9 protein-coding genes, 1 tRNA gene and 1 pseudogene are annotated in these 13,232 nt (G+C 45.1%); 9 read left to right on the top strand and 2 right to left on the bottom strand.

Features of this window, described 5'->3' with window-relative positions; translation table 11 throughout:
• Positions 1–12 precede the first annotated feature (12 nt).
• The 4 genes from coaBC (at position 13) to PREBIDRAFT_RS03785 (ending at position 4,959) form a co-directional block, all read left to right on the top strand.
• A complete protein-coding gene (gene coaBC / locus PREBIDRAFT_RS03800; RefSeq protein ID WP_004337452.1) occupies positions 13–1,257 on the top strand; it encodes a bifunctional phosphopantothenoylcysteine decarboxylase/phosphopantothenate--cysteine ligase CoaBC in 1,245 nt (414 codons plus the stop codon).
• A gap of 112 nt (positions 1,258–1,369) precedes the next feature.
• Complete coding sequence (gene recN / locus PREBIDRAFT_RS03795) at positions 1,370–3,031, top strand: DNA repair protein RecN (RefSeq protein ID WP_004337449.1); 1,662 nt, start codon at positions 1,370–1,372, stop codon at positions 3,029–3,031.
• Positions 3,032–3,042: 11 nt separating this feature from the next.
• Complete coding sequence (locus PREBIDRAFT_RS03790; protein ID WP_004337446.1) at positions 3,043–4,707, top strand: tetratricopeptide repeat protein; 1,665 nt, start codon at positions 3,043–3,045, stop codon at positions 4,705–4,707.
• Between the two features lie 177 nt (positions 4,708–4,884).
• Positions 4,885–4,959: transfer RNA gene (locus PREBIDRAFT_RS03785), tRNA-Arg, on the top strand.
• A 63-nt stretch (positions 4,960–5,022) separates the two neighbouring features.
• Here the strand turns inward: PREBIDRAFT_RS03785 and PREBIDRAFT_RS11395 are convergent.
• Both PREBIDRAFT_RS11395 and PREBIDRAFT_RS03780 read right to left on the bottom strand, forming a co-directional pair.
• Positions 5,023–5,271, bottom strand: a pseudogene (locus tag PREBIDRAFT_RS11395) (IS30 family transposase); the annotation flags it as partial.
• 42 nt (positions 5,272–5,313) lie between these two features.
• A complete protein-coding gene (locus PREBIDRAFT_RS03780; protein ID WP_004337441.1) occupies positions 5,314–6,339 on the bottom strand; it encodes an IS110 family RNA-guided transposase in 1,026 nt (341 codons plus the stop codon).
• A 604-nt stretch (positions 6,340–6,943) separates the two neighbouring features.
• Here PREBIDRAFT_RS03780 and PREBIDRAFT_RS03775 point away from each other — a divergent pair.
• The 5 genes from PREBIDRAFT_RS03775 to PREBIDRAFT_RS03760 all read left to right on the top strand — a co-directional run.
• A complete protein-coding gene (locus PREBIDRAFT_RS03775) occupies positions 6,944–8,017 on the top strand; it encodes a metallophosphoesterase (RefSeq protein ID WP_004337439.1) in 1,074 nt (357 codons plus the stop codon).
• Between the two features lie 66 nt (positions 8,018–8,083).
• Positions 8,084–9,832 (top strand): TonB-dependent receptor, encoded by a 1,749-nt coding sequence (locus tag PREBIDRAFT_RS11690; protein WP_004337436.1) that lies wholly within the window; start codon positions 8,084–8,086, stop codon positions 9,830–9,832.
• A gap of 9 nt (positions 9,833–9,841) precedes the next feature.
• A complete protein-coding gene (locus PREBIDRAFT_RS11685) occupies positions 9,842–10,915 on the top strand; it encodes a TonB-dependent receptor domain-containing protein (protein ID WP_262497949.1) in 1,074 nt (357 codons plus the stop codon).
• 53 nt (positions 10,916–10,968) lie between these two features.
• Positions 10,969–12,375: a hypothetical protein gene (locus PREBIDRAFT_RS03765; protein WP_004339268.1), complete on the top strand. Its 1,407-nt coding sequence runs from the start codon at positions 10,969–10,971 to the stop codon at positions 12,373–12,375.
• Between the two features lie 61 nt (positions 12,376–12,436).
• The coding region (locus tag PREBIDRAFT_RS03760; protein ID WP_004339267.1) for an IS982 family transposase at positions 12,437–13,232 on the top strand (796 nt) is incomplete at its 3' end.

Raw genomic sequence — 13,232 nt, 5'->3', positions numbered from 1 at the left:
AATGATGTTAATATGCTAGAAGGAAAGAAAATAGTACTGGGTATCACGGGTTCGATAGCAGCTTATAAGAGTTGCTTAATAGCACGCGAACTAATAAAGAAAGGGGCTGAAGTACAGGTGGTTATAACTCCTAGTGGGAAGGAATTTATCACTCCCATAACCCTTTCCGCACTTACCAGCAAACCTATTATTAGCGATTTTTTTGCCCAACGTGATGGCACATGGCATTCGCATGTCGATCTTGGGCTATGGGCAGATGCTATGATTATTGCGCCTTGCACAGCTAGCTCGCTTGCAAAAATGGCTCACGGTGTGGCAGATAATATGCTCATTACCACCTATCTATCCATGAAAGCTCCTATATTCATTGCTCCAGCGATGGACTTGGATATGTTTCAGCACCCTTCCACCCAACATAATATAGAGGTGTTGCGTAGCTATGGCAATTATATTATCGAACCAGCCAGCGGATTTTTAGCTAGCGGACTAGAAGGAAAAGGACGTATGGAAGAGCCTGTGAAAATAGTAGAACAGCTTGATTACTTTTTTTCTAGCCCTGAAAATGGAGTTACTGAGCTTTCCGAAAACGTAAGCAGCGGCTCTCAAAACGAAGCCGACTTGACTGGAAAGACCGTTCTTATTACGGCTGGCCCTACTTATGAGAAGATCGACCCTGTGCGTTTCATCGGTAATTATTCTTCTGGCAAAATGGGCTTTAGTCTTGCCGAAGAATGTTATAAACGTGGGGCAAAGGTGGTGCTAGTGGCAGGTCCTGTCAGCTTGCATTGCAGTGCAGGCATTGAGCGCATTGATGTAGAGTCGACTCAAGAAATGTACGACACCGTTATGGAGTGTTTCCCTCGTGCCGATGCTGCTATCCTTTGTGCTGCTGTAGCCGACTTTAAACCTATGGCAATTGCCCATACGAAGATAAAACGCGAGAAAGATGTGCTAACTCTCCAGCTCGAAGCCACGCAAGATATTGCTGCTGCTGTGGGGAGAATAAAAACAGCAAAGCAACGCATCATAGCTTTTGCGCTTGAGGTAACCGATGAAGAGGCTAATGCACAACGCAAGTTGGAGCGGAAAAATGCCGACTTCATCGTGCTAAATTCTACCCGTATTCCAGGAACTACTTTCCGTTCTGACGATAATCAAATCACGATCATTTCGCACGATAAAAAACTATGCTTTGAGAAGAAATCAAAGCCCGAAGTTGCGAAAGATATTGTCAACGAACTAAAGGCTATCCTTTAAGAAAGTAAAAGATGACCTTTTACGCCTTAAAAGGTAACCTTTTAGTGAGTAAAAGGTAACCTTTTACAAGGCAAAAGGTGATGTTTTATAACTAATTGATATTAAGACGATTATGCTGAAGAAAATCTATATAAAAAACTTTACACTCATCGATCAGCTCGATATAACTTTCCACGCTGGTTTTTCTGTCATTACGGGTGAAACAGGAGCAGGTAAGAGCATTATTCTTGGAGCTATCGGGCTACTGCTAGGTAATCGTGCCGATAGCAAGATGATTAAGATGGGGGAGAAAAAGTGTACTATTGAAGCACATTTCGACCTTTCAAAGTATAATTATGAGGCTTACTTTGAGGAGCTAGATATTGACTTTGAGCCAGAGGATACCATTATCCGCCGTGAACTTACCTCGAATGGCAAGTCGCGTGCTTTTATCAATGATACCCCTGTTTCGTTGCAAGATATGCGCACATTGGGCGAACAACTCATTGATATTCACTCTCAACACCAAAACCTTTTGTTGCAGAAAGAGGATTTCCAACTGAATGTTATTGATACCATTGCTAGCGATCAGAAAGAAGTGGCAGCCTATAAAGCGGCTTTCCAGCAATACAAAAACGCCGAGAAACAATTGGCTGAACTTACCTCAAGGTTAGCTAAGGCTAAGGAGAATGAGGACTTTTTGCGTTTCCAATACAATGAGTTGGCAAGTGCAAACCTTGTGTCTGGCGAGCAAGAAGAGCTAGAACAAGAGAGCAAAATGTTGTCGCATGCGGAAGAGATTAAGAGTGCGCTCTATCAAGCGAATGGTTTGTTGAGTGATGATAATGCTATCATTGACCAGTTGCGTACCGTGTCGGAAATCTTAAACAAAGTAACAAGCGTTTATCCTAAGATAGAGGCTGCTGCTGCTCGTGTGGACGAAGCTTATATCGAACTGAAAGATATTGCGAGCGAAGTGAGTGCAGAGAGCGAGAATATCGACTATGATTCTACTCATTTGGAGGAGGTAAATCAGAAGCTCGACACGCTATTTACGCTTGAGCAGAAGTATCATGTAAGTAGTGATACCCAACTCATTGCGCTGAAAAACGAGCTAGACGAGCAGTTGCAAAAGATAGATAATAGCGATGAGGAAACGGCTGAACTGGAAAGGGTAGTGGGGCGCTGGAAAGCTGAGGCAGAAAAGCTGGGCAAGACTTTGACCACTGTTCGTAAGAAGGCTGCTAAGACGATAGAAAACGAAATGGGTAAACGGCTTGTGCCATTGGGTATCCCTAAGGTGCAATTTAAGGTAGAAATTGCTGAAAAAACTTTATCGTTGGATGGTAGAGATAAGGTGCAATTCCTTTTCTCGGCTAATACTAGTACCGCACTAGAACCTATTGCACAAGTGGCATCGGGTGGTGAAATAGCTCGTGTGATGCTGTCGTTGAAAGCGATGTTGAGTGGAGCAGTGAAATTACCTACTATCATTTTCGATGAAATAGATACTGGTGTGAGCGGCAAGATAGCTGAGAAAATGGCACTGATTATGAAGGAGATGGGTAATGCTGATCGTCAAGTACTATCTATTACCCATTTGCCACAGATAGCTGCCCTTGGACATTCGCACTATAAAGTAGAGAAAGAAGAGGCAGAGGACGGCACCCATAGTCGTATGCGCGAGTTGTCTGATGAGGAGCGAGTGCAAGAGATAGCTCAAATGTTATCGGGTGCTGATATTACCGAAGCTGCACTTCAAAATGCACGTGAATTAATTAAACAATCTAAATAGAATATTGCCTTATGAAAATAGTAAAGTCGATTATTATCTTACTAGCCTTGATCTTTCAAGTGCAGTATGCTATAGCCCAATCTTCTGGAGTAAAGAAGACTGCTGGATGTTGTTTTACGCTCACCACTTTTAAGGCTGATGGATCGTTGCTAAGTACGGCTAATGGGGTGTTTATAGGTGCTGATGGTATTGGGGTGAGTGCATGGACACCCTTTGTGGGAGCAGCTAAAGCCACAGTAATCGATGCCAAAGGAGTGCGCCACGATGTGGAGTGCTTACTTGGTGCTGATGAAATTTACAACCTTGCTAAGTTTCGTGTACAAGGAAAAGTTACAGCTGCACCTTTGGCAACGAGTGTGAATAACAATCAAACGGTTTGGATAACCCCTTCGTCCTCTAAAGGATCGCCTATGAAGGCTACTGTAACGAGTGTTGAGAAGTTTATGACACAATATAATTATAGTGTGCTGAACGCTTCGGCTACTGATCAAATGAATGGTACAGCAGTGATCAATGAAAAAGGGCAGGTAATAGGTTTGTTTAATGCTTCATCGTCTCAAAAGAGTGCTACCGATGTAGCTAGCATTCGCGATTATAAGCTAGTGGGATTGACACAGAACAATGCAACCTTGCGATTGAGTACCATTCGTATTGGTTTGCCTGAAACTGAAAGCGAAGCTTTAATTGCTATGATGTTAGCAAGCGAGAAGTCGCCAGAGGTATATATTGCTACAGTTCAAGAGTTTATACAAAAATTCCCAAAAGCTACTGATGGTTATAATAATTACGCTAATCGTCAGTTGGCACAAGGCGATTTGGCAGGTGCGGATAAAACGATGCTGCAATCTATAGCCAATGCAACAGCTAAGGATGAGGCCCACTTCAATTATGCACGCAATATTTACCTTGCAAGTGTTAATGATGCGTTAGCCGACAAAGTGAAGGCACAAGGCTGGAGTCTTGACAAAGCGATGAAGGAAGCTGAAATAGCTTATAGTTTGAAAGCTGCTAATATCTATAAACATTTGCAAGCGCAAATTACTTATGCTAAGGGCGATTATAATGGAGCATATATAGCCTTTGAAGCATTGACAAAGACAGATATTAAGAACCCTGAACTCTATCTTGAAATGGCACAGAGCAAGCAACGTTTGAATGCTTCAGACGATGAGATATTGCAGTTGCTTAACCAAAGTATTCAGCTCTGTGATACACCATACGTAGCCACTTCGGCACCTTATTTCTTTGCACGTGGGCAGCAATATCAGAAGATGGAGCAGTATCGTTTGGCTGTAAAGGATTATTACACGTATGAGTATTTCAATCTAGGGCGCTTGTCATCCGTTTTTTATTATAATCGTGAGCAGTGTGAGGTGAAAGCTAAGATGTGGCAGCAAGCCATTCAAGACATAGCCATCGCTGCACGTTTAGATCCTAAAGAGCCACTTTATCCCATAGAGGCTGCTAGTATTCTGTTGCGTTTAGGTAAGTATGATACGGCAAAGAGTGCGGCAGAAGAAGCCATTAAGCTCGATCCTAATGCTGCTGAAGCCTATCTTGTTCTTGGCGTTTCACAATGCGAATTGAAGGATAAGGTAGAGGGATTGAAGAATATTAATAAGGCAAAAGAACTTGGTAATGCGCAAGCCGACAACTTCCTTGCAAAGTATAAGTAAGTCGTTCAGTGTGGGGAGAGCAGCTTATAAAAAGCTGGTTTAGCACTTTCCGTGCGAAAGATAAGCAACCTACAGAGCGGGTAAAGAAAACAGTCTTATAGTCCTCTCGTAGCAATTACTATGTCATAAATTTGGTTAATTGCAATAAAAGTATTACTTTTGCACACCAAAAAGGATGGTTCCGTAGCTCAGTTGGATTAGAGCAACAGCCTTCTAAGCTGTGGGTCTTGGGTTCGAACCCCAACGGAATCACGAAAAAGGGGTGCAATTGCACTCCTTTTCTTGTTTACGTAGAGTCAACCAGCAAGTGCAAAATTATAAAACGTGTTTGAAGAACTCGCGTTTTGGTGTAGAAAAGTTTAATTTTTCTCTCGGTCTTTCGTTCAATTTCTTTTGTATCGACATTATTCTCTTGTCTGTGTAATGTTCAAACGAATCCTTTTTCGGTATATATTGTCTGATTAGTTTATTTGTATTCTCAATAGCTCCCTTTTGCCATGAGCAATATGGATCAGCGAAGTACACGGGTACGCCTAAGAACTTGGTAATGTCCTTATGTGCTGCTTTCTATGTTAATATCCAAATGTTTTGACCATTATTTTCAATTTATGCTGAAATTTTATATTCAGGGGTGAATGTTTTGCGGTTTCTAACCATTGCAGTGACCAAATGCACAAGTTTGTTCTTGACATTGTTCAGTGCAACTTGCTTCTTCTTTCCGCGTTCCACGAGGCGCATGTAGTACCTCGCCATAACGGGATTGAATTTGACGGCAGCCAGTGCAGCTTGTGTCAGCATGGCCTTTATCTGGCGGTTCGCCATATAATGTACATGCGGATCAGAATGTACACTGGTGCCAGAGTCTTTGCCGAATGGGGCTATGCCGTAATAGCAGGCAATCTTGCGCGAGTCGTAGTTGAAACGACTGAAGTTGTCTGTATACACCATCAGGCAGACAGCGTTCTGCGTTCCTATGCCAGGCACCGAGGTCACGATTGTGAACACCTCGGTGAGCTCTTCGTCCGACTTAATGAACTCGGCGATTCGCTTGTCTATCTTCTCAACTTCCTTGTTGAGTTCTGACACGATATGCCTTCCGCTCTGCGAGATCATCGTCTTGATAGTCGATTTCTCCATGGTGAGCTTCTTCTCGCCTCTACGCACCTGAAAGCTGCATCTATGGCGCACCACCATTTGACGATACAGAAACAGCTCTCGTAGTTGTGCAAGTGACTCGCTAAGTGGCTCGTACATAATGGCTCTGTCGTGATTTCTCATAGCGTATTCTGCAATCATCGAGGCGTCGGCGCGGTCAGACTTCAATCGTCTGAGACTTGATGCGTCCTTGATGCTCTTGGCGTTCTCAAGCCACATGTCGTAGCCTTTGCCGTAGAGGAAATTGCATAGTCCTTTGCTGTAGTCGCCAGTATTTTCACCGCAGAAGAGCCACAGGGAGGGGTCGATGCCGTAGGAATTCTTCTCCACCCACTTGACCAGTTGCTTGTAGCCAGACACTGTTGTCTTGAACTCGTTGAACACTCTTGGGGCCGTTTCTGTCAGTCCGTCTGCAAAAACGATAGCCACATCAACTTTTTCTTTCGAAAAATCAACTCCGATAAATAAATTCTTCATATCTTTGTGCGATTTTTATTGAGTAGAATTGGTCAATAGTTGTATGGACTAACACTCTAACAAGGCTCAGAGCCGATAACTTTCTATCTGGTCTTTGCAACTATGTCGATGAGGTCCGAAACAGATCTTAGTCTTCAGACTAGCAAATTCATTGGTTTACCTCTTCGACAGACCGATTCTACCTTTTTACAACAAAGGTACGAAGCTGTCTTTAGCAATCATAGTTTTACCTTGATTATTTAATGTTTATGCGACTGCGTCGCATTCTTCTGCAAACTTAGAGCAAATTCAGTAATGAGAGGACGTGTAAACGCAAGAAGGACGTTCAAGGGCTTAGTTGCGGATTTGAGGTATAGCTGAAAACAACAAAGGGAAAACCATAAACCTGCGTATGATTTTCCCTAGAATCATCGGGGGAGATTCCCTATAGCAATATTTTAAAATCCTTGTAATATCTCTGACACATAATACCCCTACCTTTGCTCCCGAAATTTAATAGGTACCATCCCAAAAGGGGAAAGGTATTATCAACATTTAATAAAGGTATTATAGTCTAATAAAGGTATTATAGTCTAATAAAGGTATTATAGTCAGATAAAGAAAAATGGAAAAGAAAGTATCGAGTAAGCATAGCAGCATAAATGGCTTTGCTATGATGAAAGGGAAAGTAGCTACTGTAGTTTTGGCTTCGGCTTTATTGATAGGCGGCGGTTTGACTGCACAGGCTCAAAACACAGCATTAACCACCTGCTCGCAGAGTGCGGCAACCGCCATTCCGCAGAATCCTAACTGGAAGGCGAATGCTGCCGAATGGCAGAAACTGAAGGGCGAAATCACCCTCTACATGACCAATGACATGGGCCGCAACGGTTACTACGACCAGAAGCCTATCGCCGAATTGATGGGCGAGATGGCGGGTACGGTAAATCCGGAATGCGTACTTGCCGTGGGCGACATTCACCATTTCAATGGCGTGGCTTCTACCCAGGACCCTCTGTGGCTTACCAATTACGAATGGGTTTATTCTCATCCCGACCTGATGCTCAACTGGTTCCCAGTTTGCGGTAACCATGAGTATCGTGGTAATACCCAGGCTTTTATGAACTACGGCAAGGTGAGCCGCCGCTGGATGATGCCAGCCAAATATTACACCAAGGTGTTCGAACACAAAGGAACCACCGTGCGCATCATCTTCCTCGATACCACACCCCTCATCGATTCTTACCGCAAGAATCCAGAAATCTATCCTGATGCCTGCAAGCAGGATGCAGAGGCTCAGCTCTCCTGGCTCGACGAAACTCTGAAGAATGCCAAGGAAGACTGGGTAATCGTGGTAGGCCATCATCCTATCTACGCCTACACAGAGAAAAAGGAGAGCGAGCGCCTCGATATGCAGAAGCGCCTCCTTCCTATCCTCCATAAATATAGTAATGTGGCGATTTATGCCTGCGGTCACATCCACAACTTCCAGCACATCCAGAAGAAGGGCGATAACATCGACTACGTAGTCAATTCCTCTTCATCTCTGGCTCGCCCTGTAAAGCCTATCGATGGTACCGTGTTCTGCAGTCCTGCCGATGGTTTCTCTGTATTTACAGCAGATAAGAAGCAGCTGAGAATGTCGATGATTGACAAGGATGGAAAAATCATTTACACGGTTTTAAAGGTAAAAAAGTAAAAAGAGTAAAAAGGTAAAAGAACGTTATTGCGAAAAGTAACGAATGAAGAATCAATAGCGATATAGATGAAAAGATTTTTACTGAGTGCGGCGCTTCTTGCCGCTGCAACTTCCGCCATCCAGGCTCACACGCTGGATGGTATTGTTAAGGATAACAAAACGGGCGAACTCCTCATCGGAACAGTAATCCGAGTAAAGGAGCTGCCCAACGTGAGTACCACCACCGGACTTGATGGTACTTTCACCCTGCATGAATTGCCTGATAAAGGCAAGTTTACCATCATCGCTTCCTATATGTCTTACAAGACCAAAGAGATGGTGGTGGATATGGCTAAAGACTTCTCAAAGGATGGAAAAGAGGGAAAGAATGAACAGTTGACCATCGCCATGGATGAAGACCAGAAGCAGTTGGGTGAAGTGGTGGTTACCGGTCATCGTGAATACCACAGCGACCGCAGCGCCATAGAAACCGTGAAGAATGCAGGCAACGTACTCAACGTGATGAGCCAGCAGAGCATCCAGCTTTCGCCTGACGTCAACGTGGCGAGCGTCCTGCAGCGAGTATCAGGTGTAACTATGGAGCGTGATGCATCGGGCGAAGCTTCCTACGCCATCCTCCGAGGCATGGACAAGCGCTACAACTACACCTTGGTAAACGGCGTGAAGATTCCTAGTCCAGATGATAAAAACCGTTACATCCCATTGAATATTTTCCCTTCAGATCTGATGGACCGCTTGGTGGTTTCCAAGTCTCTGACGGCTGATATGGAAGGCGATGCAGCCGGCGGCGTGGTGGATATGGTGATGAAGGATGCCCCATCCCGCTTCCAGATACAGGCGAATGCTGCCATCGGAGCAAGTGATTATTTTTGGAAGGATGGCAGAGATTATCTTACCAGCAACCGCTCTGATTATACCAGGAAATCTCCTTACGAGGCTTTCGGAAAAGACTACAAGGCACAGATGAGCGATTTCAAGAACGGTCCTGTTCAGTTGAAGAGCCTTTCTCTTCCTGCTCCTAACTTCATAGGAGGTCTGAGCATCGGCAACCGCTTCTGCAACGACCGCCTGGGCGTGATGCTTGCCGGAAGCGTGCAGAATGTTTTCCGTGGTACCGAGCGTACCTACAATTCCGTAAAGATGGCTTCGGGCGAGCAGGCCATGTACATTTACTCCCTGCAGCATCGCTACTATAGCATCCACGACCTTACTGCGGGTGCTCATGCCAAGATAGATTTAACCCTGCCTGGCCACAAGCTGGAATGGTACAATATGTATGTGCGCACCAATTCCAAGGGCATCAGATACAACAATAGCGTCAACACCGAATACATCGGAGCCGACAGCTACACCCAGGATGATGAGGTGCGCTCTCTCTCAACCACCCAGAGCATCTTTGCCACCAATCTGAAGGGTACGCATCATCTTACCAAGGATTTTACCGTAGATTGGTCGGGCATATTCTCGCAGGCTAAGGAGGAAGATCCGGACAGAACTTACGTTACCCTAACCAACACTATAAGCAGAACTGCCGAGAATGGCGGAGATGCCGTTTCGGGTTCCATCTGGGAAGGCGACAAGAACATCACCAAGACCCTGCCTAAGAGTGCCGAGCGCCGATTCCAGCACAATAAGGATACCGACTGGGCGGGTTACATCAACCTCTCTTACGATACCCATTTCGCCAATGATGTGGAGGCACTCTGGAAGGCGGGAGCGCAGTATCGCAGAAAGGAACGCAGCAACAGATATTATTCTTACATCTTCAATCCTGCCAACATCTCGCAGCGATTGGATGGCAACGGAATAGACTAGTTTGATAACATCGATTGGGTTTGCAAGACTCCTTATTCTCAGGCTTCTCAGCTCAACTACGATTCCAAGGAGCACATCGGCGGTGCCTACGCCATGGTAACCCTGAAGAGCGAAGTGGGCGAACTGAATGCCGGTTTCCGTGCCGAGCACACCAACCAGATTTACACCATGCTCCAGCACTTCCGCAACATGGGACAGGTGGGCGAGCAGAGCTACTGGGATTATCTGCCATCGGCATCCATCAAGTGGACGCCAACCAGGAAGATGAACGTGCGTCTCTCTTACTATCGCTCCATCAACCGTCCGGGCTTCTACGAGATAGTGCCTTATCAGATTCAGGGCGAGGAGTATCAGGAAAAAGGTAATCCAAACCTGAAGCGTGCACGCATCGACAACATCGACCTGCGCTGGGAGTGGTTCCCAAGCAAGACCGAGCAGATTCTTGTCGGCGTATTCTATAAGTATCTGAAAGACCCTATAGAGCAGGTGTTCGTAACATCGGATGGCAAGATTGGCGCTGGAACCGATGCCTACTACATGCCGGATAACCTGGGTAATGCCAAGAATATGGGCTTCGAAATCGACCTCATCAAGTACATCCGCCACTTCGGAGTGAAGGCGAATTATACTTACACCCATTCTGAAATCACCACCTCGAAGCGTGAGTACCAGGAGGGTAGTGCTGAGTATAAGACGGGCGTAACCCAGACCCGTCCGCTGGTAAACCAGGCTCCTCATACCGCCAACATCTCCTTATTATATAAGGATACGGAGAATGGCTGGAACGCTCAGTTGGCCTCTTCCTTCACGGGCACCAAGCTTGTCCTGGTTTCTCCTTTCAAGGATGCCGACCAGTGGGACAAGGCGATGTTCGGTCTCGACCTGAGTGCCGAGAAGCAATTCGAGAACGGTATCTCCATCTTCTTCAAGGCTAACAATCTGCTCGATGCCAAGCGCGAGAGATACTTGAAGACCGTGAACAAGAGCAACCTGGAGTATGAGGGCCAGAAGAGCAATAAGACCATCGTAGGAATTTATCAGTATGGTAGAACCTTCCTGCTGGGAGTAAGATACAAACTTTGAAAGGTAAAAAGGTTATTAAGGTAAAAAGGTTTTGAAAGTAAAAAATGAAAAAAATGAAAAAGATAAATACTTTTGCTGCTTTGCTGTTGATGGCAGCAACTGCAATGTTCTCCACATCTTGCGAGAACGATAATATCAATCCATACGATTACGTGAATAATGGCGGTAATGGAAGTAGAAATGGTAATGGAAACAATGAGAACCAGGGTTCTGAAGGTGCCTTTACAACAAAGGTGGCAGAATATCCTGCAGGTTCTGTGGTTTGGACCAAGGATACTACCCTGAGCCAGAGCGTTGAGATTCCTGTAGGAGCATCGCTCTACATTGAGCCAGGCGTAACCGTTACCTGCAAGTCAGAGGTTCAGGTGCCGGTAGAAATCGTAGTATTGGGTAATCTCTATTGTATGGGAACTGCCGAGAAGCCAGTAGTCTTTACTTCTGATACCAGGAAGCCTGCCGATTGGGGTGGCATCATCTGCGGATATAATTCTGAGGAGGTGGTGCTCAACCACGTGAATGTAGCTTATGCCGGTGCTACTCCTACCGAGAGTTCTGCTTCTTTCCAGAACAAGCTTTTCAAGACCACCATCGATGGTGGTGTGCCAGCCTTCCACTTCTGTAATGTAAACGGCAAGTTTGTGATGGCAAACAGTTTCTTCCATGACAACTACAACGACCAGACTTACTTTACTGGTGGTAACGGCGTGATTATCAACAATATTTTTGCCGATAGCGGAAATGCAGCCGATGGCGGTGAAGCTATCAACGTGAAGTCGGGTTGCAAGCTCGATGTAGCCAACAACCTCATCTACAACGCCTGCACCAACGCCTTCAAGCTTTCTAATGCCGGCAATAGCGAGGTGATCCCTCTCTCTGAGATGATCGCCTATAACAACACCATCGTTAATTGCGGCTGGCGCCGTTCCAAGAACAAGAAGGGTGGTTCTGTCTGGGTAGAGAAGGCAGCTAAACCAGTCTTCGTGAACAACCTCATCTACGATTCCCGTTACGGACTGAAGCAGCCAAAGAAGGATGGTGCAGATATGGAGCACAGCCGTCTTACCCCAAACTACTACTTTGCATCTACAGAGAGAGGCGTAGCGCAGATGGCGAAGGATGCAGAGCTCGGCATCTGGTTTGATACCGACATCAGGAGCAGCGTGGCAGGTCAGTTCAATCCACTCTTCAAGCGTTTCAAGCAGAGCGAGAAGATGAACATCAATTGCGAGATAGATGATGTAGCCCAGGGTGCTCCATTGGCATTCGACAAGAGTTGGAATTTCGATTATCAGGCAGGCAGTCCTGCTCTCTCAGGAGGTGTAACCGATTTTTCCCGCCTCTTCCCAGAGGGTCTGCCATTCTTCGGTATGAAGAAGGTGAATTTCCTGGATAAGAATAACGACCAGAACTATTACTTTGCCGCCCCATTGCCAAGCGCAAGATTCGGAGCGTGGCTGTAGGATTGTAGGATGAATATAAGATATAACCCGTTGGCGGAATTAAAATAATAGATAAATTTATATGAAAGAAAAGTTGTACATACAAGAATTTATTTGTAACTTAGTGTTGCTCAATACATTAAGTTATAAAATCAGTATGCACAACTTATATACAAATTTCGTAAAAATCCTTGATATATGCAAGCTATTCTCAAAAGATTTAGTAAATGAGCAAGGTAATATTCCATGCCCAGGCGTCGTTCCGAGATTTAGCGACCTTGAAATAGTATCGCTTTCCATAGTAAGCGAGGCAATGGGCATTGATAGCGAATGCCTGTTGTTTGCTAAGTTGAAAGAGTATGGAAAGGAAATGCCGAACCTTATCTCACGCCGCCAATACAATGACCGTAGGAAACTAACCAGCAATCTGTGTGATACCATAAGAAAACGTATGGCACTGGAAATAGATGGTACAGAGGACTACTTCTGTATTGACTCCAAGCCAATCGAGGTGTGCAGACTATCCCGCTCCAAGCGTTGTAAGATGGGCAAAGATGAATACAGAACAGCCCCTGCATATGGTTACTGTGCATCGCAAGGCGCATACTACTATGGTTATAAGTTGCACGCTGTCTGTGGATTAAGTGGCGTGATACATTCTTTTGACCTAACAAAGGCTAATGTCCACGATATTCGTTATTTACAAGACGTAAAATATGAATATCATGACTGTTGCATTTTTGGAGATAGAGGCTACATCAGTGCAGCGGCGCAACTGGACTTATTTGAAACCGCAAATATCAGATTGGAAGTTCCTTATCGGCACAATCAAAAGAATTGGAAGCCTACTTTTATTCCTTTTGCGAAGGCGAGAAAAA

Origin of the sequence: Prevotella bivia DSM 20514 (assembly GCF_000262545.1) — a bacterium.
Classification (GTDB): domain Bacteria; phylum Bacteroidota; class Bacteroidia; order Bacteroidales; family Bacteroidaceae; genus Prevotella; species Prevotella bivia.
The sequence above is the reverse complement of the archived record's forward strand: the minus strand, read 5'-3'. Positions and strand labels throughout refer to the sequence as shown.